The organism is Mycobacterium uberis (assembly GCF_003408705.1).
Classification (GTDB): Bacteria; Actinomycetota; Actinomycetes; order Mycobacteriales; family Mycobacteriaceae; genus Mycobacterium; species Mycobacterium uberis.
The window spans coordinates 38,163-59,908 of sequence record NZ_QAYL01000024.1 but is presented as its reverse complement, the minus strand read 5'-3'; the positions used below and the strand labels follow the sequence as shown (position 1 = coordinate 59,908).

General features: G+C 57.6%; 16 protein-coding genes and 2 pseudogenes. 9 read left to right on the top strand and 9 right to left on the bottom strand.

The genetic code is table 11. The annotated features are described in order from the left end of the window. Window positions 1-450: 450 nt before the first annotated feature. Entirely contained in the window at window positions 451-669 is a 219-nt protein-coding gene (locus tag MUBE_RS18340) for a PPE domain-containing protein (protein WP_243633035.1), read from the bottom strand. 2,157 nt (window positions 670-2,826) lie between these two features. On the opposite strand from MUBE_RS18340, the gene MUBE_RS12255 reads away from it, so the two are divergent. Continuing rightward, window positions 2,827-3,840, top strand: coding sequence for a COX15/CtaA family protein (locus MUBE_RS12255; RefSeq protein WP_424399096.1), 1,014 nt, complete (start codon window positions 2,827-2,829; stop codon window positions 3,838-3,840). Between the two features lie 413 nt (window positions 3,841-4,253). Here MUBE_RS12255 and MUBE_RS18335 read toward each other — a convergent pair whose 3' ends face one another. Both MUBE_RS18335 and MUBE_RS18330 read right to left on the bottom strand, forming a co-directional pair. After that, on the bottom strand, window positions 4,254-4,487 hold the full coding sequence (locus MUBE_RS18335) for a hypothetical protein (protein ID WP_243633034.1): 234 nt from the start codon (window positions 4,485-4,487) through the stop codon (window positions 4,254-4,256). 31 nt (window positions 4,488-4,518) lie between these two features. Beyond that, window positions 4,519-4,674: a hypothetical protein gene (locus tag MUBE_RS18330; RefSeq protein WP_243633033.1), complete on the bottom strand. Its 156-nt coding sequence runs from the start codon at window positions 4,672-4,674 to the stop codon at window positions 4,519-4,521. Here MUBE_RS18330 and MUBE_RS12245 point away from each other — a divergent pair. After that, window positions 4,673-5,653, top strand: a complete 981-nt coding sequence (locus MUBE_RS12245; protein WP_116540740.1) for a quinone oxidoreductase family protein — start codon at window positions 4,673-4,675, stop codon at window positions 5,651-5,653. The two genes, MUBE_RS18330 and MUBE_RS12245, sit on opposite strands and share 2 nt — an antisense overlap. Before the next feature lie 37 nt (window positions 5,654-5,690). On the opposite strand, the gene MUBE_RS12240 is transcribed toward MUBE_RS12245, so the two are convergent. Beyond that, the gene (locus tag MUBE_RS12240; RefSeq protein WP_116540739.1) at window positions 5,691-6,560 is read right to left on the bottom strand and encodes a heme o synthase; all 870 of its coding nucleotides are present in this window, start codon (window positions 6,558-6,560) and stop codon (window positions 5,691-5,693) included. A gap of 300 nt (window positions 6,561-6,860) precedes the next feature. On the opposite strand from MUBE_RS12240, the gene tkt reads away from it, so the two are divergent. From tkt to MUBE_RS12210, 6 genes and pseudogenes are all read left to right on the top strand, one after another. Continuing rightward, entirely contained in the window at window positions 6,861-8,960 is a 2,100-nt protein-coding gene (gene tkt, locus MUBE_RS12235; RefSeq protein WP_116540738.1) for a transketolase, read from the top strand. Window positions 8,961-8,975: 15 nt separating this feature from the next. Beyond that, window positions 8,976-10,103: a transaldolase gene (tal, locus tag MUBE_RS12230; RefSeq protein ID WP_116540737.1), complete on the top strand. Its 1,128-nt coding sequence runs from the start codon at window positions 8,976-8,978 to the stop codon at window positions 10,101-10,103. Beyond that, on the top strand, window positions 10,100-11,656 hold the full coding sequence (gene zwf / locus MUBE_RS12225) for a glucose-6-phosphate dehydrogenase (RefSeq protein ID WP_116540736.1): 1,557 nt from the start codon (window positions 10,100-10,102) through the stop codon (window positions 11,654-11,656). The genes tal and zwf overlap by 4 nt, the downstream gene beginning before the upstream one ends. Before the next feature lie 49 nt (window positions 11,657-11,705). After that, window positions 11,706-12,629 carry a glucose-6-phosphate dehydrogenase assembly protein OpcA gene (gene opcA / locus MUBE_RS12220; protein WP_116540735.1) on the top strand — a complete coding sequence of 308 codons (924 nt, stop codon included), beginning with the start codon at window positions 11,706-11,708 and terminating at the stop codon, window positions 12,627-12,629. Beyond that, window positions 12,614-13,354: pseudogene (gene pgl, locus MUBE_RS12215) on the top strand (6-phosphogluconolactonase); the annotation flags it as partial. The gene opcA and the pseudogene pgl, both read left to right, overlap by 16 nt. 13 nt (window positions 13,355-13,367) lie before the next feature. Then, window positions 13,368-13,760, top strand: a complete 393-nt coding sequence (locus MUBE_RS12210; RefSeq protein ID WP_116540734.1) for an ATPase — start codon at window positions 13,368-13,370, stop codon at window positions 13,758-13,760. A gap of 6 nt (window positions 13,761-13,766) precedes the next feature. Here the strand turns inward: MUBE_RS12210 and MUBE_RS12205 are convergent. From MUBE_RS12205 to gap, 5 genes and pseudogenes are all read right to left on the bottom strand, one after another. Further along, window positions 13,767-16,396, bottom strand: a pseudogene (locus MUBE_RS12205) (phosphoenolpyruvate carboxylase). A gap of 113 nt (window positions 16,397-16,509) precedes the next feature. Further along, entirely contained in the window at window positions 16,510-16,743 is a 234-nt protein-coding gene (secG, locus tag MUBE_RS12200; protein WP_116540733.1) for a preprotein translocase subunit SecG, read from the bottom strand. 661 nt (window positions 16,744-17,404) lie between these two features. After that, window positions 17,405-18,190, bottom strand: coding sequence for a triose-phosphate isomerase (gene tpiA, locus MUBE_RS12195; RefSeq protein WP_116540732.1), 786 nt, complete (start codon window positions 18,188-18,190; stop codon window positions 17,405-17,407). Continuing rightward, window positions 18,187-19,425, bottom strand: coding sequence for a phosphoglycerate kinase (locus MUBE_RS12190; protein WP_116540731.1), 1,239 nt, complete (start codon window positions 19,423-19,425; stop codon window positions 18,187-18,189). The genes tpiA and MUBE_RS12190 overlap by 4 nt, the downstream gene beginning before the upstream one ends. A 2-nt stretch (window positions 19,426-19,427) precedes the next feature. After that, window positions 19,428-20,447 (bottom strand): type I glyceraldehyde-3-phosphate dehydrogenase, encoded by a 1,020-nt coding sequence (gap, locus tag MUBE_RS12185; RefSeq protein WP_116540730.1) that lies wholly within the window; start codon window positions 20,445-20,447, stop codon window positions 19,428-19,430. A 468-nt stretch (window positions 20,448-20,915) separates the two neighbouring features. Between gap and MUBE_RS12180 the strand changes: the two genes are divergently transcribed. Next, on the top strand, window positions 20,916-21,722 hold the full coding sequence (locus MUBE_RS12180) for a L,D-transpeptidase (protein WP_207801707.1): 807 nt from the start codon (window positions 20,916-20,918) through the stop codon (window positions 21,720-21,722). Window positions 21,723-21,746: the final 24 nt, after the last annotated feature.

Here is a 21,746-nt window from a genome sequence, read left to right as displayed (position 1 = left end):
CACGATCACCTCGGCATCGGTCAACGCGAAACCAAGAACAGTCCATCCAAGACACTAAATTTCCAAATACCGCCAGCGGTCAAAAGAACAGCACCAATTAGTAGCCTTACCGCAAAGCGTATGATCGCTATCGTTAATCTAGCAAATCAAAACTAGACAACACAAAAAATAATGCGTCTAGCAACAACACAGACCCGCCTAAAAAGCAAAAACAGGCTCGCGCACAGCACAAACCCAAATAAGGCCGTTAGGACAAGTCGCCGAAAGCAAGATCCAAAATGCCGGTTCAAAGCCGGGAGCGATCTCAGTTGCGTTAGTCACGCCATTACCAGCCTCACCGACACAGGATTTGATGATGACTGGTGCCGGCGTGGTGTGCGGCGTCGAAGCCACCGCTGTATGCGCCAAAGCATCGTAGACGCTCGTGAAGGTAGCAGCTCGGAGTCACATTCACACATAGTCGACCTCATGAAGCGTGATCGGGATCGTGTTGATCCCAAAGAAATTCGTCACCACCAACGCGCCCGCAGCGGCCTCATGCTGAGCGGCCGCCTTCCAGCTATCGACACCGACCTGGGTCAACCAAGCCAAATAAAGCATGTTAGCGGCCACATAACTCTCCGCGCTAGAGCCCTGCCACGCCCCAGTCTGGACCATATCTAGGACCACGGTGAGAGTTTTTCTGCTGCTGAAGCATACTCGACGCTCAGAAGCCGGTCCATGCCGTAGCCGCCGATGGCAGCTCAGCAATGCTCGGATCTGCACTCAGCAGAGCCGAATGCACCTCCGATGGCAAAGCAATCCAAACCGGCGTTGTTGGCACGACATCATCCGTCGCATAAATCACAGCTGAGTCAGCTGCGCCGACGCCAGGCCCTCAGATACCATCTGCAGCGTCACATTCGCCACTTCTCCATCAGGTATTCACCCAGCAGCCACGGCTGAGCTCTCATAAACCAACGCATCAGCGCATACGCTATGAACATCGAATGCATTGTTGGTGCCGAGCTGCAGCAAATGGAAACTATTGCGCGAATTCGCCAACAGGAAAAATTCACTCAAACCGTCGTAACCAACTAACAACAAGGGTGAAAAAGTCATGCACCTGCTCAGTCAATAGAGTGCAATTACTCCGAATCAGTACAGACGAAAACCCATCACGGTATAAAGTACACACACCGTCATCAATAAACCGGAATCACACCACGCAACCACCACACAAGAGAAACACAAAAAGAAATGGACGAAAAAGATATAACGATATGCAAAGCGTAATATCTCATGCGTGAGAAACGGCACAGCACTCCGGTTCACCCTAACAGTTATGACAAAAGGCCATCACATTAAAGGTAGATCATTTTGTTAAGCGAAATATGCCATATTAGCAAGTACTAGCAAAATGCATTCGCGTGCGGAAAACAGGTGCATACGGCAGCGAAAAGTATACAAACAGTGTGAGCGGCAGCACAATCGATGACTAAGCCAGGCCTGCCCAGGACCATTGCACCGACCTGGCTCTAGTGAGCGAACTACGTCAGCTACGGCTCATCTGCTCTCAGCTCCGCTGGTGTCGCCGGCACCGTAGCTCCACGTTGGCCAGAGATTATCCAAAATCAGGCTCGTTTCCGGTGCAACGTCTAATGGAATCTACGCAACATGATCGTCCAGCAGAAGCACACCCACTAAACTATTGGCAAGCCGCCCTCATCACCTGATCCATAACCTCCTCGTGCGTCAAGAGATTATTTAACCTCAAGTACGTTGAAAGGCAACCGCTTTAAGTCATAACTCTATGTAAACTCAAAACTACTCGTAGTTGAGAGTTGTCCTTGATGATGACGTCCATATCGAGTCCATCAATTCAGGATAACCGGACAGCGACAGAGAGCCCTTCAGTTCGGGAGAACCGAACACCTGTGGAGCGCTATGGCCCAGGAAAACCTGCGGGCTATTATTGTCGATGACAATCCACCGGACGTTATTCTAGTGGCAGCTTCCGAAACCTCCATTACAGTCGTGTTGGCAGTCTCAATGTCGGCATAGAAATCCGCATCTATAGCAACGAAGTTGACAAGCCGCTCATGCAGCACCACGGCTTCAGCAACTATCGCCTGGTAAAGATCATCTTGCGCGTTGAAACGTACCGCCTTAATCATCGACGGCCACAAAAACAATACCGTTCATCACCGAGACATCACTAGCAACCAGCTGTGCACCGATGCCTTGCAGGTCGCCGGCTGTCGCCCCGAGTGCTTCTCATTTGGCCGTTGCCCCACAGGGAATGGGAAAAAGCGATGCGATATCGGTGTCCTCCTAACGCAACTCAAGCCAACTGCCAACCACGATCACCGGCCGTTAACGCGGTCCCACAACCTGATTGTGTACAGACTGCGTTGCCGGAACGAACTGCAGCAAATGATGACCGCTGTGTGACGACACTAATAGGGTAAATCCGCCCAAACCGCCACAACACAACAATGGTGCACAATGCACATGCCATCACCGATCAGCCGGAATCCCATCTCACAGCCGTCACTGCAAAACACATCATTTTTTGACCTGGCAACAGTCACTCAATCTGCGGATGTGCGTAGAGGTTATAGCGCGTGTTCTGCTGATCACCGCTTACTGACTAAGCAGCCAGCCCACCAGTGAGTGACCACCTAACCGGACCCGTAGTCCCTAAAGCGCAACAACACTGTCGTGAGCTTGCTGGAAAGACGCCCACCGAGACACTCACGCTAAACGGTTCATCTAGCTGGTGAATTAGGCAACTGCTGGCGGAGACTGAGCCAGTATGCGGACATGTGACACCCGACCATATTAATCCCCTACTGCCAAGTAGGGTTTTCACGGCCCTACGATCGGACAGTGCCTGCCGTACGAGTGCTGTTGTGGTTAGTCGACCTGCTTCCCAACGCTAGTCTGCGTGCGCAGCGGGTCATTGCCGCGACCGTCATCCTCACCCAAGGCTGTATTGCCGTCACCGGCGCAGTCGTTCGAGTCACGGCGTCCGGGCTGGGTTGTCCCACCTGGCCGCAGTGTTTTCCGGGTAGCTTCACCCCAGTCGCCATCGCCGAGGTACCACGGGTCCACCAGGCAGTCGAGTTCGGTAACCGGATGGTTAGTATCGCGGTGTTTATCGTCGCAGTGCTGGCCGTTTTGGCCGTTACCCGGGCGCGACGACGCACCGAAGTTATGGTCTATGCGTGGCTGATGCCAATCTCGGTGGTGCTGCAGGCGGTCATCGGCGGCATTACCGTGCTTACCAAGCTGCTGTGGTGGACAGTCACCATACATCTACTGACATCGATGAGCGCAGTATGGCTGGCAATGTTGCTCTACGTCAAGGTAGGTGAACCCGACGGTGGAAGTGCCCATGAGCGAGTAAACCGGTCGCTGCGCGCACTGACAGCTCTGACCGCAGTAAATCTGGCGGTGGTTCTGGTGACCGGTACACTGGTGACGGCTGCCGGCCCGCACGCGGGAGACCGCAGTCCCAGCCGGACGGTTCCGCGGCTAAGAGTCGAGATCGCCACCCTAGTGCACCTACATTCTTCGTTGTTAATCACCTACCTTGTACTGCTGGTTGGGCTGGGCATCAGGCTGTTGGCAGTCGGCGCCACCCGAGTTATCCTGGTGCGACTCGCCATATTGCTCGCTCTGGTTTGCGCACAGACCGCTGTTGGCACCACGCAATACTTTACCGGGGTGCCTGCCGCCCTAGTCGCAGTCCATGTGGCTGGAGCCGCCGCGTGCACCGCGGCTACCGCTGCACTATGGGCCTCAATGCGAACCCGGTTGCGAAAACGGATCAAGCCCGAGACACCCGCATGCTGATTCCACGCCCAATGCGAACTCGCATTGGGCGTGGTCACGGGTACCGGCGTTCAATCGTTACCAGCCCAGCGAAGGCTCCACCAGCTGCAGTTCCAGCATCCGAGGCTTCCGGCAGCTACCGAGCACGTGAACACACGCGTACAACAACTCGCCCACGTCGATACTCACCTCGGGACCGCAGCCGCTAGCGCGGCGGTTGCAGTAGACCGGATTCGAAGTCGGGCTCAGCCTGAATCAAGATGTCCTGTTTGGTAAACGCGTACGACGGCACACCACCGATGAAGATCAATACCGCTCCTTCACCCGATCCGCCCGGTTGCACGAGAACGGTTTGGCCACCCGGGTGCAGTTCGGCTACATAGGTAGCCGCCGACCAGTCGTTGCAACGCCGTGCGCCAGTGCCAACGGTCAGGCTAACAAAAACAGGGCTGGTACACAGCCAACCGGATCCGATCGCCTGGTGCGAAAACCTCCCCAAACACCGTTGACACCCCTCGATTTTCCAGGTCCTCCAGGTAACGCCGGTCGATATTCCACGCGACGACGGCGGGTGGGTTCAGCAGATTGGGCACGCCAGTGGTCAAGGCCAAGAACTCGTAGGGCTGCTCGGCATAGTCACGGATAGTCCGCAGGATCACCAGGTCCATGCGACATAATTTAATAATTTTACCAGGACAATCACCAGATATGCAGGCCACGGCGTCGCAACACCGGAACGAACCCGGCATCATTGCCGGTACCGGCGACCTGCTGACGAGAACCCGCCAACACAATGCGGGGATAGAAGAAGTCTGGCTGCGCGAGCTTCGTGCTCCCGGGGCATGCTAGCCACATGCATGCAATCGAAGTCGTCGAAACTGGCGGTCCTGAAGTCTTGCGCTATGTCGACAAACCGCAACCCAGCCCATGTCACGGCGAGCTGCTGATCAAGACCGAAGCCATCGGCGTCAACTTCATCGACACCTATTTCCGCTCAGGGCAGTATCCCCGCCCTGTACCGTTCATCCTGGGCTCGGAAGTATGCGGCACTGTCGTTGCTACTGGCGAGGGCACCGACATCAACGGTGTCGGCGTAGGTGACCGGGTAGTCAGTGCCACGGCTAACGGCGGCTACGCTGAATTCGCCACTGCGCCAGCATTTTTAACCGCCAAGGTGCCAGACGGAGTAACTTCTGAGATGGCAGCGTCGGTACTACTAAAGGGCCTGACCGCCCACTACCTGATAAAGTCGGTGTATGTAGTGCGAAACAGTGACACTGTACTGGTACACGCCGGCGCTGGCGGCGTCGGTTTAATCTTGACTCAGTGGGCTACTCATCTCGGTGCGCGGGTCATCACCACCGTCTCGAATGCGGAAAAAGCACGGCTGTCCAAGGCGGCCGGAGCCGACGAAGTGCTCTCCTACCCCGACGACGACGCCCAATTCGGCCAGCAGATTCGAGCACTTACCGGAGGTGCCGGTGTGGCAGCGGTTTATGATGGCGTAGGCGCCACCACCTTCGACGCCAGCCTCGCCAGCCTGGCTATCCGCGGGACACTAGCACTGTTCGGTGCAGCCAGCGGACCCGTTGCACCTGTCGATCCGCAGCGTCTCAACGCCGCCGGCTCAATCTACCTCACCCGGCCAACGCTGGCCCATTTCATCCGCACTGGCGAGGAGTTTAACTGGCGAGCCAATGAGCTGTTCAACGCAATCAGCCGCGAAGCCGTCAGCATCAAAGTCAGCGGACGCTACCCGCTATCCGACGCCGCCCGCGCTCATGAAGATCTGCAGGCCCGCAAGACCATCGGCTCGGTCGTGCTGCTGCCGTAAAGCACGCCACAGGGGTGGATAAGACCACAGAGGATAATCAGAATAGTGTCGGCAGGGCGAGCACCGAGTCGACCGCCAAGGCGCAGAACACCACCGCCAGATAGTTGTTCGATTGCAAAAACAGTCTCAGCGGCTTGACCGGTTCACCGGCACAGACCTTAGCATATAATTGATGGGCCATCGTTAAAAACGATATCCCGGCGACGGCGGCCACCGCCGCGTACAGCCATCCCGTCGCCAGCGCCAAAACCAGCGTCGATAACGTGGTTAGCCAGGTGTAGATCAAGATCTGTTTGGCAACGTGACGCTCGGTCGCCACGGCCGGCAGCATCGGGACGCCGGCCATTTTGTAATCGTCCTTGTAGCGCATCGCCAATGCCCAGGTGTGCGGCGGAGTCCAGAAAAAAATGACAGCGAACATTGCCAATGCCGGCCAGCCGATAGTGTCAGTAATCGCCGACCAACCAATCATCACCGGCATACACCCGGCCGCACCGCCCCACACAACGTTTTGCGACGTCCGGCGCTTGAGCAACAGCGTGTAAACGAATACGTAGAACGCGACAGTGGCGAGCGCCAACAGGCCTGACAGCAGATTAGTCGTCCACCAAAACCAGCAGAACGAACCCGCAGTTAACGCCAGCCCGAGCGCCAAGGCATTGCCGGAAGGCACCGCGGCCCGCGCCAGCGGCCGCCGGGCCGTCCGCTTCATCAGCTTGTCGATATCGGCGTCTGCTACACAGTTAAGCGTATTAGCACCTGCGGCAGCCAATATTCCGCCGAGCAGCGTGTTGAGGATCAACAGCGGATTCACGCTACCGCGGTCAGCAAGCAACATCGCAGGTATAGCGGTGACCAGAAGCAGCTCGATGACACGTGGCTTGGTCAACGCTAGGTACGCCAACATTCGGCTCCGCGCTAAGCGCACGCGAACGCTCACGCATTAACTCCTCGGGATCGCAGCAGCGCGCAGCTTCTACTACGCACGATGGTAGACCGCATGCCCACAGCCAACAGCCCGCAGGGTCTCTTCACGAAGATCCTTTCCAAATTGCGGGCCAGATTGCAAAACGCGAGCAGGCGCACGCCAGTGGCACCACAGCAAGCAGTAGGCACCAAGAAAGCGGGCCCTACAGAAGCCCGCACTGCGGCACTAAGGTGGGATTGATCGGGTTGATGACCTGACGACTGACCCAAGGACTGATTCGTGACCACACTCGACCAGATCTCTACGTTGACCCAACCGCGCTATCCCGACGACTGGACCGAGATCGATTCGGCTGCAGTCGACACCATCAGGGTATTAGCTGCTGACGCGGTCCAAAAAGTAGGCAATGGGCACCCGGGTACGGCGATGAGCCTAGCCCCGCTAGCTTACAGCTTGTTTCAGCGCATGCTACGCCACGATCCCAGTGACACCGCATGGCTGGGTCGTGACCGATTCGTGCTGTCAGCCGGACATAGCAGCCTGACCCTGTATTTGCAGCTCTACCTCGGCGGCTTCGGTCTTGAACTGTCTGACATCAAATCGCTGCGTACCTGGGGATCCAAAACTCCTGGACACCCGGAGTTCCGGCACACCAAGGGTGTTGAAATCACCACCGGCCCGCTCGGTCAGGGTTTGGCGTCAGCGGTCGGGATGGCGATGGCATCACGTTACGAGCGTGGCCTGTTCGACCCCGACGCTGAGCCAGGCACCAGCCCGTTCGACCACTACATCTATGTAATCGCCTCTGATGGGGACATCGAAGAAGGGGTGACATCGGAAGCCTCTTCGTTGGCCGCAGTCCAGCAGCTCGGCAACCTCATCGTGTTCTACGACCACAACCAGATCTCGATCGAAGGCGACACCAACATCGCGCTGTGCGAAGACACCGCCGCCCGCTACCGGGCCTACGGCTGGCACGTGCAAGAAGTGGAAGGCGGCGAGAATATCGTCGGCATTGAAGAAGCCATCGCCAATGCGAAAATCGCCACCGGCCGGCCGTCGTTTATCTCGCTGCGCACCATCATCGGTCATCCCGCGCCGACCTTTATGAACACCGGCAAGGCGCACGGTGCGGCCCTCGGTGACGACGAGGTGGCGGCCACTAAGCGAATCCTTGGGTTCGATCCCAACAAAACCTTTGAGGTCCGCGAGGACGTCATCGCTCACACCCGCGGATTGGTGGTTCGCGGCAAGGAAGCCCACGAACGCTGGCAACTGAAATTCGAGGCGTGGGCGCAGCGCGAGCCCGAGCGCAAGGCACTATTGGATCGGTTGCTCGCCCAGCAGTTACCCGACGGCTGGGATACGGCCCTGCCGTACTGGGATCCTGGGTCTAAGGAGTTGGCCACCCGCGCCGCGTCTGGTGCGGTGCTATCCGCGGTAGGACCTAAACTCCCGGAACTGTGGGGAGGTTCGGCCGACCTAGCGAGCAGCAACAACACCACCATTAAAGATGTCGATTCCTTTGGGCCACCATCGATTTCAACCGATGAATACACTGCACGCTTCTATGGCCGCACCTTGCATTTCGGTGTTCGCGAACACGCGATGGGCGCCATCTTGTCCGGAATCGTGCTGCACGGCCCCACCCGCGCATACGGTGGCACATTTCTCCAGTTCTCCGACTACATGCGCCCATCGGTGCGGCTGGCGTCACTGATGAATATCGATACGATCTACGTATGGACGCACGATTCGATCGGACTCGGCGAGGACGGTCCCACCCATCAGCCGATCGAACATCTCGCGGCGTTGCGCGCGATCCCTCGACTGTCGGTGGTGCGTCCTGCCGATGCCAACGAGACGGCGTATGCCTGGCGCACGATCCTGGCCCGCGACGCCAGCAGCGGTCCGGTTGGGCTGATCTTAACTCGGCAAAGTGTACCGGTGCTGGAAGGCACCAACGCCGAAGGCGTCGCCCGAGGCGGCTATGTACTAGGCGATGACAGCAGCTCCGACGCCGAAGAACCCGACGTCATTTTGATTGCCACCGGCTCCGAGGTCCAGCTTGCTGTCGCTGCCCAGAAGCTGTTGGCATACAAAGACATCATTGCACGGGTGGTGTCGATGCCGTGTGTGGAATGGTTCGAGTCCCAGCCGTATGAGTATCGCGACAGCGTATTACCCCCGTCAGTGTCGGCCCGGGTAGCTGTCGAGGCCGGCATCGCACAGTGCTGGCACAAGCTGGTCGGCGATACCGGCAAGATCGTGTCCATCGAACACTATGGCGAATCCGCGGATTACCAGACTTTGTTCCGTGCGTACGGCTTCACGCCGGAGGCCGTGGTTGCCGCCGCGGAACAGGTACTGGATAACTGAGAAAGGGCTATCCGGATGACCTCAAAAACTCAGAACCCCAACCTCGCCGCATTGAATGCTGCTGGGGTGTCCGTCTGGTTGGATGACTTATCACGAGATCGGTTGCAATCGGACAACCTACAGGAGCTGATTGACACCAAGAGTGTCGTTGGCGTGACCACCAACCCGTCCATCTTCCAGAAAGCATTCGCAGACGGCCATGCCTACGATGCCCAGATCGCTGAGCTTGCTGAACGCGGCGCTGACGTGGATACCACCGTGCGCACCGTCACCACCGACGACGTACGTAACGCATGCGACGTATTGGCACGTGAGTGGAAAACTTCCCACGGAAGAGATGGGCGAGTCTCGATAGAAGTCGATCCCCATCTAGCGCATGACACCGACAAGACCATCGCGCAAGCCGTTGAGCTGTGGACAATAGTCGACCGCCCGAACTTGCTCATCAAGATCCCTGCGACCCAAGCTGGACTACCGGCGATTACCACTGTTCTGGCGGGAGGGATCTCGGTCAACGTCACGCTGATCTTCTCTGTGCAGCGGTATCGCGAGGTGATTGAAGCCTACCTGGCCGGGATCGAAAGAGCCGCCGAAGCTGGGCACGATCTGTCTAAGATCGTTTCGGTGGCATCGTTTTTCGTCTCCCGCGTGGATACCGAAATTGACAAGCGACTAGAGAAACTTGGTTCCGAGCAAGCACTCGCACTACGCGGCCAGGCCGGTATCGCTAACGCTCGATTGGCCTACGCGGCCTACCAACAAGCCTTCGAAGGTGGCCAGCGTTACCAGGCGCTCATGGCCCGAGGAGCCCAACCACAGCGCCCGCTCTGGGCGTCGACTGGTATCAAGAACCCTGATTACGCCGACACCTTGTATGTCACCGAACTGGTCGCTCCAAGCACGGTGAACACCATGCCAGAGAAGACGATTGACGCCGTCGCCGATCACGGTGTGATCCGCGGTGACACGATCAGCGGTACCGCCTCTGCTGCTCAAAAGGTACTCGACTCGCTAGCGGTGGTCGGGATCGATCTAACTGATGTGTTCACCGTACTAGAACATGAAGGCGTGCAGAAGTTTGTGAAGTCCTGGAACGAACTACTCCAAGAGACTCAGGCTCAACTGGACTCCGTCGCCAGATGATCCCAGTCACAGCACACACCTTCACCGTCACGCAGTGGCGGAACCCACTACGGGACAAGGAAGATAAGCGACTGCCCAGAATCGCCGGACCGTGTGCGATGGTGATTTTTGGGGTCACCGGTGACCTGGCGCGCAAAAAAGTCATGCCGGCGATCTACGATCTGGCCAACCGGGGCTTACTATCACCCACGTTTTCCATAGTGGGCTTCGCCCGCCGAGATTGGAGCACCCAGGATTTCGGCGACGTCGTGTACAATGCCGTCAAGGAGCACTGCCGGACGCCATTTCAGCAGGCTAACTGGAGTCGGCTGGCCGAGGGGTTCCGTTTTGTATCAGGCTCTTTCGACGATGACGATGCGTTCACTCAGCTCGCAGAGACCCTGAACAAGCTGAACGCCGAGCGCGGTACCGGTGGCAACCACGCGTTCTACCTAGCGATCCCGCCCAAATCTTTCCCGGTGGTCTGCGACCAGCTGCATAAGTCCGGATTGGCCCGCCCACAAAACGGTAGCTGGAGTCGGGTCGTAATCGAGAAACCGTTCGGCCATGACCTGGACAGTGCACGCAACCTAAACAAGTCAGTCAACGCAGTCTTCCCGGAGGAAGCTGTTTTCCGCATCGACCACTACCTGGGCAAAGAGACTGTGCAGAATATCCTAGCACTTCGGTTCGCCAATCAATTGTGGGATCCGATCTGGAATGCACACTACGTCGACCACGTGCAAATCACCATGGCCGAAGACATCGGACTTGGTGGCAGGGCCGGCTACTACGACGGCATCGGTGCAGCCCGTGATGTCATCCAGAACCATCTGATGCAACTGTTGGCGTTGACCGCGATGGAAGAACCGGTCAGCTTCAATCCGGCTGCGTTGCAGGCTGAGAAGATTAAGGTACTATCGGCGACACACCTCGCCGAGTCATTCAACGAGACCACCAGTCGCGGCCAGTACGCCGCCGGCTGGCAAGGTGGCGAAAAAGTGGTCGGGCTGCTCGACGAGGACGGGTTCGCCACGGACTCCAACACCGAGACCTTCGCCGCCATCACACTCGAGGTCGATACCCGGCGCTGGGCCGGTGTGCCGTTCTACCTACGAACTGGGAAACGACTAGGCCGCAGGGTGACCGAAATCGCTCTGGTCTTCAAACGCGCGCCACATCTCCCTTTCGATGCCACTATGACTGACGAACTCGGTGCCAACGCTTTGGTCATCCGCGTACAGCCTGACGAAGGGATCACCTTGCGGTTCGGTTCCAAGGTCCCGGGCAGTGCGATGGAAGTCCGCGACGTCAATATGGACTTCTCCTATGGCTCGGCATTTGCCGAGGATTCGCCGGAGGCCTACGAGCGACTGATCCTTGATGTGTTGCTCGGCGAACCGTCCCTGTTTCCGGTCAATGCCGAGGTCGAATTAGCTTGGGAAATACTCGAACCGGCCCTCACCTATTGGGCAGCACACGGCAAGCCCGATCCGTACGAGGCGGGAACCTGGGGTCCGGAATCATCCTTCGAGATGTTGCAGCGCACCGGCCGGGAATGGCGACGGCCATGATACGTGCCAGCGATGATGCAGAGCGAAACGATGAGAAGGAGCAACGCAAATGATCGTCGAGTTGCCCAACACCACCACCACGGCGGTCAACAAGAAACTCGACGAGCTCCGCGAAAGGATCGGCGCAGTCACGATGGGTCGAGTACTTACGCTGATCATCGCACCGGACAGCGCAGCCGTGCTTGAGGAATCTATCGAGGCCGCCAACGGGGCCAGCCACGAGCATCCCAGTCGAATCATCGTCGCGATGAGGGGCAATCCGTATGCTGACAAAGCGCGTCTGGATGCTCAGCTGCGGGTGGGCACCGACACCGGCACCGGGGAGGTGGTGGTGCTGCGACTGTCCGGGCCTCTATCTGGACATGCCCACAGCGTCGTCATTCCGTTCCTGCTTCCTGACGTCCCGGTAGTGGCCTGGTGGCCGGACATCGCCCCAGCGGTGCCCGCTCAAGACCCGCTGGGTAAGTTGGCGATTCGGCGGATCACTGACGCCACCAACGGCATCGACCCATTGTCGGCCATCAAGAGCCGGCTACCCGGTTATACCGCCGGCGACACCGACCTGGCGTGGGCCCGAATCACCTATTGGCGGGCTCTGCTGACCTCCGCGGTCGACCTGCCACCCCATGAGCCGATCGAGTCTGCACTGGTTTCCGGCTTGAAGACCGAACCCGCACTGGACGTTCTGGCCGGCTGGTTGGCTAGCCGAATCGACGGACCGGTGCGCCGAGCGGTCGGCGAACTGAAGGTCGAGCTGGTACGCAATAGCGAAACCATCGTCTTAAGCCGACCCCAGACTGGGGTAACCGCCACCCTGAGTCGGACTGCTAAGCCAGATGCACTAGTTCCCTTGGCGCGCAGGGAAACCGGCGAGTGCCTGGCAGAAGATCTGCGACGGTTAGATCCCGACGAAATCTACTTCGAGGCCCTCGAAGGCATTAAGAAGGTACAGTACCTGTGGGCGCCAGCGTAGAGATCTTTCCAGACAGCGATACCATGATTGGGGCCGCCAGCAAACGACTTGCCGACACCATCCAGTCCGCCGTGGCAGTCAGGGAAAGAGCATTGATCGTGCTGACCGGTGGCGGCAACGGCATTGGACTGCTGCGGGATTTAAACACACGTAGACGGCAAATCGACTGGACTAAGGTGCATCTGTTCTGGGGCGATGAGCGCTACGTTTCCAAAAACGACGATGAGCGTAACGAAAAGCAGGCACGTGCAGCTTTGCTTGATCACATCGACATCCCACCCAGCCAGGTACACCCGATGCCCGCACGCGACACTGGATTTGGCAACGACCTAGAAGCAGCAGCACTGGCCTACGAACAGCTGTTGGCCGCCAACGCCGCACCCGGTGATCCCACCCCGAATTTTGATGTGCACCTGCTGGGCATGGGACCTGAAGGCCACATTAACTCACTGTTCCCAAATACTGCAGCCGTGCGCGAGACCAGTCGTATGGTGCTCGGAACTGAAGACTCTCCGAAACCACCACCAGCACGAATAACCTTGACAATTCCCGCTATTCAGCGTTCCCGCGAGGTCTGGCTGTTGGTGTCCGGGACGACGAAGGCCGACGCAGTGGCAGCCGCTATGGGTGGAGCTCCCTCTGCCTTGATACCAGCTGCCGGAGCTGTCGGGTTTGAGACCACGCTCTGGCTGCTAGACGAAGAAGCCGCAGCCAAGCTTCCTGGCCAGCGGCGTCATAATGACCCTTATGACAGACAGAGTCGTGCGCAACGGGCCCGAACGAAGACGAATCAAGACACTGACTCAAGCCGCACTGAACGCCGACCGGACGGTTGGGCAAGTCGAAGATGTCCTCGATGGTTTAGGCAAAACGATGAATGAGTTAAACAACTCATTGTCACGGTTGAACGGCACGGTCGAACGCTTCGAGGACACGCTGGAAAACCTGGACAATCTCGCTAAGCGGCTGCTCGCGCTGATCGGTCCGGTGGAAACCATCGTCGAACGGATTGACTACATCGTGGGTTTAGGCGAGACGATGCTATCGCCGCTATCGGCTAGCGAACATGCGGTCCGCGGTGTGCTAGACCGGCTGCGGAATCGGACTGTACAGCAGTCTCACCCGGGCTAGCCGCTGTTACCCGCCGTTACGTAACAGGCTAACCAATCCGTTCATCGTCAAGGAGAATACCGTGGTGCACCAGTCTAGTATCGTCTCCTGAGCGGTAACGGTGCAAAATATCAGCTTGAAGGTGGTTTCATGACTTCAGGTACGGGAAGCGGTTGAACACCGAACGGACTAACACCGGGTTGTCGGCAATCGGGCCGTCATGACTCGTGGTCAGTTTATGTATGACGATGGTTCGCTGGTGCTTATAGATAAGCTTGTTAACACCCTGTGCTGCAAGACTTCGTCGGTCATTAGTTCGACGTAGCAGGCCGCCGCTACGCCCAGGTAGCTTTTGGCCAGTACCTGGATTATGTTGGACAACAAGCTGCAAAAAATGGCCATCTCTGATAGAGGTCGTGCAGTGTTTCTGCCTGCCGTTATTCGCTTTCGTGTCCAGCCGCAATTCACTGCTAAAACACTGATCCGGTACCACACTAACCGGGCAGCATGACCCACGATTGGCTCCACGCCAGCACCCACGGAATGGCATGCAAGTCCGCGATCGATGTGGTGAGCTTGCGTGATATCGGCCGGCTGTCAATGTCCAACGACCCGATCTCGCTGACCCGCGTAGAAGCCCTGAAGCAATCGGCGAAACCTGGTGTGTTGACTAATTCGGCCTTAGGCGCACCGCACGAGGATGGCCACCTCACCGAGTACGACGTAAGCGGGTTCGGCTGCATCGCCAAGGCCTTCGACATCCAATAGCGTCGATTCCAGGGTAGCTGCCACCAAGCTCTCCAGGTTGCGTCGCACCATATGCGGCTTGGCGTATTTGGCAGAGATGATTGCGCTTTGCTCGGTGAGACACAGCGAATCGTTCACCGTCCCCGGCCGGTTGTGCCAGAGTAGCTTAATAGCTAGAGTCGTTACGGCGTCCGACAATGCTGCCGCCATCATGGAAGAGGCGCAATCGGATTTCGTTTTTACGTACCACGCCTACCAAGGTCAGCTCAGCGCGATACACTGGCCAAATAGCGATCAGATAAACCGCCGTCTCTTTGGAGTCGGAGTAGCCGAGTATCACTTCCTGCCAGTCACCGCGAACAGCCATCAGCGCTCGATACAGCGGAATTGCCAGCATCACACACAGAACGGTCGTTCCGTTATGTGGATCGTCGATCGTCTCGAACAGCGGCGAGATGTCCACCGGACAGGATGAGTGTGGTCCGGAGATGTTCAGTAGGGCCGGCCTCCATCAGCAGCATCGTGGTCTCCAAGACATCCGACACGGACTAGCACATCGAGATGGCGTAGTTGGGTACCGCGCCAGTCCAATAGATACCGAATACCGACGGCGTGTGCAGAGGCGGCCAAGACGGCGGGTTCGCTACGCGCCAGGTCAGACAATTGTGCACAGTCCCTGACCAGCGGACGGTGGGCGCCGAGTTAGCCCGCTAACAGCTTGACCCGTTGGCCTTCGGGCAACGAACTGTAGTCCGAGTGCAGACCGGCCCACACCAACAGCTTAGCGATAACCTCTTCGTATACGTCCGAAATTTTACTTTAGATCCAGACCGCATAAGTGAAACCCGAAAACTGCTAATCTTTCTCACAGCAGCGTCACACGGACGTCGGCCAACACTATGGCACCGTACATGCGCAGGGAAACCTCGATGGTGTCCAGGTCGACGTGCAGTTCAGCTAGCGCCAAATACGGTGGCAAAACCAAGTCGGACTGGTCGGATGATTACCTGTCCAGGATATCAGCGTCAATCGCAGACAACTCGGGAGTGACGGTGATTAGTCGCACCGACATCGACAGCTCCTTCTCAAGGTGCGTAAGTTCGGTTAAGTAGTGCGCCACCGCAGTATAAGCGGCACTGTCAGTCACGCGTAGCATCACGTCAGCGATCATGTTCGGGTTTTCGTCCCAGTCACCGCCCATCCAGGAGCCGGGTTGCAGTATGGGGCAGGACAGCAGTTCGGCGTCAGGCCACCAGACACACAACGTATTGCACACATCGGAATTCAACTGCAGGATCACCCGAAAAAACACGACGAGGTAGTACCTCGACCTCGTCGGCAATCTGTAACCGCGAAAGCCGAATCAACACTGCCTGCCACAAGCATGAGAACTTGATGACGCAATTCACGCTTAATACTGCGGCCGTCGTCAGCTTAGGTGTATGCCTCCACGTGCAGTCGCATTAATTCGGTCATCCGATGTTGGGTAACAAAGACAGTACATCGACAGGTCTCGGTGAAATGAGGAGTTATCACCGGCTAGACCAATGCGCCCGTCAAGGAATCTGCCACGATAACCGAATCAAGATCCTCCAGAGCAAGTTTAGCGCAGGTGGCCGCTAGACTACTATCCTATGGCGGCTAAATATGACGCCGACACGCCCGCTAGATGTCCTCGGCAACGCTGGCCAGTAGTGCGAAATGACTGAACACCCGGATGATATAGATAGCCAGGCGAATATCAAAACCAGCCAACATACGCGTCATCTCGGCTCAGTCAATCTGCCGAAAGCAGCACCCGAAACGACTCCACCCGAACTTCGTTCGACGAAGTCGAATACCTCATAACCGTTCTGCTCGCACACGGTGTCATCAAGGATGGCGCTCAACAACCGGATGTCGGTACACATTGGCTCGGTCGCCTCACGACCGAGCCAAACTCGCTGGACCACGCCGATCGATTCCAGCACGACATCAGACACCTCACATCATTGCGTCTGGACATCGACTTGGCCAACAAGCGCTAACGATATTTAATAAGCAAGGCAACACCGATGATAGAGACCAGCCAGATACTGGTGATGAACAGTGTCAACCGATCCAGGTTCTTCTCTACCACCGTCGACCCGGACAGACTGGATTGGACACCACCGCCGAATAGCGTCGACAGGCCGCCCCCCTTCGCACGGTGCAGCAGCACTAGCAACACTACGAGGATGCTAGTGACCACCAGGGTTATATGCAGGGCCAACTCCATGGTCGACAGACTACCTTCTACCTCCGACCAGTCCTAACCTGGCGGAACCGCAGATAGGCTACACCGCACCACTCGGTTCCTTTCCACAAGGCAAAGCTGCACCGCTCAGCGCGATGCTAGCAACCATCACAAGGGTGGCGACTGCAACCAAATGCCAGTGTCGAAACATAGAGAGCCGGTCGACGCCCTATGGAATGTTCACATCAACACCAGACGCCACCCGGTAGTCCGTGCCCGAGACCGCAATGGCTACCCCACCAACGCACCAACGAGCGGTACGAGCACGTCGTTCCTGTTCCTATCATCGCAAACACTCGAGCTCGAGCACCAGCACCGAATCCATACCCACGATCAGCGTCGCAGTGACCCTCGACCACACGGCAGATCAAGTAGCCTACGACGAGCCAGATTGCTAATTTGAATCCGTTGCACAAGAACACTTTTTGCGCCCCATTTCCATTTCAGAAAGCTGTCAACTACTTGCCCAGAGACTACTAAGGAACCAACCAATCCACATGGAAACCCCACACCAAACACACTCAGGCACAACCAAAACCTGGACACAAAATTAGCGCCATCCCAGCCGTCCGCGGTACCGAACCAACACTACGACCAAGCCCCGCAAGGTCACCCACCAATCGAGAGCGGCCCTAGGGCTTCCCTAGGGAAAGGGCCCACCGGCGGCGATGGCCGCCAACGTCGCGAATTGCTCCCCATCCAGCGACGCTCCCCCGACCAGGCCGCCATCGACATCCTGCTGAGCCACAATATCGCCGATGTTTTTGGCATTCACCGAGCCGCCATAGAGTATCCTAACGGTCTCAGCTAACTGCGGTGATGCCAGGGCACCCAGCTCTTTTCGGATCGCCGCGCACATCTCTTGGACGTCGGCCGCACTGGCTACCCGTCCGGTACCGATCGCCCAGACCGGCTCATAGGCGATGACGATATTGCCGATCTGTTCAGGCGACAACCCGGCCAGCGAGTCACGTAGTTGGTTCGCGCAGTATCTGACGTGTTCACCCATCTCACGGATCTCAAGGTGCTCCCCGATGCAGACGATCGGAGTCAGGCTATGCTTGAGCGCCGCGGCCGTTTTCGCGGCCACCAAAGCGTCATCCTCGTTGTGGTAGATGCGTCGCTCGGAGTGCCCCACCACCACGAAGCTGCAGCCCAGCTTGGCCAAGAAGGCCCCACTGATGTCACCGGTGTAGGCACCCAGATCATATTGCGAAAGATCCTGGGCACCATAGGTCAACCGCAGCTTGTCGCCATCAACCAGAGTTTGCACGCTACGCAGATCGGTGAAAGGCGACAAAACTGTGACGTCAATCTTGCCGTAATACTTGTCCGGCAACGAAAACGCAATCTTTTGCACCAGCGCGATCGCCTCGAAGTGATTGATGTTCATCTTCCAGTTGCCGGCGATCAGCGGCTTGCGGCTCATGAATCCCCTCCAGTTGGCTGCCCACGACTTAGTACCTCGATGCCGGGTAGCGTTTTTCCCTCAAGGTATTCCAACGATGCGCCACCGCCAGTGGAAACGTGCGAGACGCCCCGTGCGGGGAGGCCCAACACCCGCATCGCAGCCGCGGAGTCACCGCCGCCTACCACGCTGAACGCACCCTTGCCGGTCGCGGTCACGATCGCTTCAGCAACACCTCGAGTGCCCGCAGCGTACGCCGGGAATTCGAACGCACCCATCGGTCCGTTCCAGAAGATGGTCGAGGCGTTGGATAACAACGCGGCGAACCGTTTGATTGATTCCGGCCCGATATCCAGACCCATCAGTCCATCTGGGATAGCATCAGCGGCGACGATCTGTGGCGGGGAATCGGCGGCGAATTTCTCTGTAGCCACAATATCCACAGGCAACCGAAGCACATCAGCGTAGGCGTCCAGCAACTTGCGACAGATCTTGACCATCTCGGTTTCCAGCAGCGACTTTCCTACTGAAAACCCCTGTGCAACAAGAAATGTGAAACATATTCCACCTCCGACTACGATGCTGTCAGCCTTTGCCGCCAGCGACTCAATGACCCCGAGTTTGTCGGATATCTTCGACCCGCCGAGTACCACTGCGTAGGGGCGTTTGGTCGAGCTGACCAATTGCTCGAGTACCCTTGTCTCGTCGGCGACCAGTGTGCCGGCGTAGTGCGGCAACAGCGTGGCGACATCATACACCGATGCCTGCCTGCGATGCAGCACACCAAATCCATCCGAAACGAAAGCGCCTGCTGTTCCGACCAATTTGACTAGTTGCCTGGCCAGGGTGAGTCGTTCGTCGTCGACCTTACTGGTCTCGCGCGGATCGAAGCGAATGTTCTGCAACAGTAGGAGGTCGCCGTTACTTAGCCTCTCAGCACGGGCGAGTGCGTCGGTCCCGACGACATCTCCGGCCAACTGGACACGCTGTCCCAGCTGCTGACCAAGCGCCGCGGCGACCGGCGCCAGCGACAGCTTCGGGTCTGGCCTGCCCATGGGGCGACCCAGGTGTGCAGTAACCACCACCTTGGCGCCGGCCTGCAGTAACGTTTTCAACGTGGGCACCGATGCAGTGACTCGGCCGAGGTCGATGATGGCGCCGTCATCATCTAACGGGACATTCAAATCGCAGCGCACCAGCACGCTGCGGCCCGAAACACCTGTCGCAAGAATGTCTTTGATGTTAGGAATACTCACGGCTAAAGCGACTTACCAACCAGCGATACCAGATCAACCAGACGATTGGAATAGCCCCACTCGTTGTCATACCAAGACACCACCTTGGCCTGGTTGTCAATTACTTTGGTGAGGCCAGAGTCGAAGATCGAACTGTGCGGGTCGGTGGCGATATCGCTGGAGACAATCGGAGCATCGTAGTATTTCAGGATGCCTTTGAGTCGGCCCTCGGCAGCCGCCTTAAACGCTGCATTGATCTCGGCGGCGCTGGTGGATCTGGACAAATCGGCAGTCAGGTCGGTAACCGAGCCGGTAGGGATTGGCACCCGCAGTGCGTAGCCGTCAAGCTTGCCTTTAAGCTCGGGTATCACCAGGCCGATCGCCATGGCCGCACCAGTGGAGGTCGGCACGATGTTCAGCGCTGCAGCGCGGGCACGACGTAGATCCGAGTGCGGTCCATCCTGCAGGTTCTGATCCTGGGTGTAGGCGTGGATGGTAGTCATCAAGCCCTCGACGATGCCGAACTCATCGTGCAACACCTTCGCCAGCGGCGCAAGACAGTTCGTCGTGCACGACGCATTGGAGATAATATTCTGGCTACCGTCATACTTGTCATCGTTGACCCCGAGTACGATGGTGATATCGGGATCGATGGCAGGTGCCGAAATTATCACTTTTCTGGCGCCAGCGTCCAGGTGGCCTTTGGCCTTGACCGAGTTGGTGAACAAGCCAGTCGATTCGACGACGACGTCGACGCCGAGGTCACGCCACGGCAGTGCCGCCAGACCTTCTCGAACATCAAGCACATTGATTTTTGCGAGGCCAACCACGATCGTGTCTTCTCCTTCGAGGCTGACGTCGTACGGCAGCCGGCCCAAGATGGAGTCGAATTTGAGCAAGTGCGCCAGCGTGCTGTTGTCGGCAATGTCGTTGACGGCGACCACTTGCACGTCGACGCTGCCTTGCTCCTGTTGAGCCAATAAAGCCCGGTAGAAGTTGCGTCCGATGCGGCCGAAACCGTTAATACCTACTCGGACTGTCACTGGTCTCTCCCTTGTCGTCTTCAATCGGCTGATGAACCGCTCGCCGTCAGCCTAGATCAGTAACAGCCAACCGCTGCCGGACTGGTTACAGGTGAGCGCCAGTCTCGGCACCTAGCCCAAGTCATGGCGCGGTCAAGCGCGACAGAATACACTGTGGCAGCTGCGGTTAAAAAGCGTCAATGAACGCATACGCCCTAACGCATATCGAGCATGTCTGCCAGTCTTGCGATTGCCATGCCTAAAATCAACGACTGCTCGGTCACCACGCCGACAAGACACAGCTGGATGTCGGGTCTGTCTCAGCGAGAGGATACGGGCGTCTCCTCCGGTTGTTGAACTCGCAACCAAAACTTGACCGAACCACTGGCGTGTGCTGACCCACTCACCCGGCATTCGGCCCCTACCATCGCCAACGTCAACGATCTTTTGGTCATCTCAGAGATATCAAATGCAAAGGTAATGCGAACGATGCGGGCAGCAATTCGAGGTGTTCTGGTGGCGGTCGGAATCGCTGCTACAGTAGTCGCGGAGCCGGTAGGGGTAAGCCGGGCGGCGGTGAGTCAATCGCCTGGCTTCTCCATCACGTCGATTCTCCCGACGCGGGGCGCGATAGTGGGCGTCGCGCACCCCGTGGTGTTGACGTTCAGCGTGCCCGTCACTAACCGGAAAGCGGCCGAGCGTGCCATTAGAGTGCACTCAGCGCCCGCGATGACCGGCAAGTTTGACTGGCTCGACAGTAACGTTGTGCAGTGGGTTCCCAACCGCTACTGGCCAGCGCACAGCACGATCACACTCTCAGTGGGCGGCCTGCCCACCAACTTCAAAACGGGTCCTGCCGTCCTCGGTGTTGCCGACATCTCAGATCACACGTTCACGGTGACAATCGACGGAGTTGAGGCACAGACACCACCTCGACTGCCCACACCTCACCACCGACCCCACTGGGGAGAAGAAGGGGTGATGCCGGCTTCGATGGGGAAAATGGAATTTCCGACACCTGTCGGCAACTACACTGTCCTGGTCAAGAACCGCTCGGTGATTATGGATTCGAGCAGTGTCGGCATACCTGTCGACGATCCCGAGGGTTACCGACTCTCGGTGGATTACGCCGTCCGTATCAGCAACCGTGGCCTTTATATACATTCGGCTCCGTGGGCAGTGCAGTCAATGGGGTTTGATAACACCAGCCACGGTTGCATCAGCCTGAGCCCCACCGACGCAGAGTGGTATTACGACACGGTTAACATTGGTGACCCAGTAATCGTGAGAGATTAGCTGTCTCCAACTGACAACCGACGC

Bases quoted from the DNA above. Each gene is read 5' to 3' on its own strand.
- MUBE_RS12245 (WP_116540740.1), top strand. From the start codon at position 4,673: ATGCATGCAATCGAAGTCGTCGAAACTGGCGGTCCTGAAGTCTTGCGC.
- MUBE_RS18335 (WP_243633034.1), bottom strand. From the start codon at position 4,487: ATGGACCTGGTGATCCTGCGGACTATCCGTGACTATGCCGAGCAGCCC.
- zwf (WP_116540736.1), top strand. From the start codon at position 10,100: ATGATCCCAGTCACAGCACACACCTTCACCGTCACGCAGTGGCGGAAC.
- tal (WP_116540737.1), top strand. From the start codon at position 8,976: ATGACCTCAAAAACTCAGAACCCCAACCTCGCCGCATTGAATGCTGCT.
- MUBE_RS12180 (WP_207801707.1), top strand. From the start codon at position 20,916: ATGCGGGCAGCAATTCGAGGTGTTCTGGTGGCGGTCGGAATCGCTGCT.
- secG (WP_116540733.1), bottom strand. From the start codon at position 16,743: ATGGAGTTGGCCCTGCATATAACCCTGGTGGTCACTAGCATCCTCGTA.
- MUBE_RS12240 (WP_116540739.1), bottom strand. From the start codon at position 6,560: ATGTTGGCGTACCTAGCGTTGACCAAGCCACGTGTCATCGAGCTGCTT.
- tpiA (WP_116540732.1), bottom strand. From the start codon at position 18,190: ATGAGCCGCAAGCCGCTGATCGCCGGCAACTGGAAGATGAACATCAAT.
- opcA (WP_116540735.1), top strand. From the start codon at position 11,706: ATGATCGTCGAGTTGCCCAACACCACCACCACGGCGGTCAACAAGAAA.
- MUBE_RS18330 (WP_243633033.1), bottom strand. From the start codon at position 4,674: ATGTGGCTAGCATGCCCCGGGAGCACGAAGCTCGCGCAGCCAGACTTC.
- MUBE_RS12210 (WP_116540734.1), top strand. From the start codon at position 13,368: ATGACCCTTATGACAGACAGAGTCGTGCGCAACGGGCCCGAACGAAGA.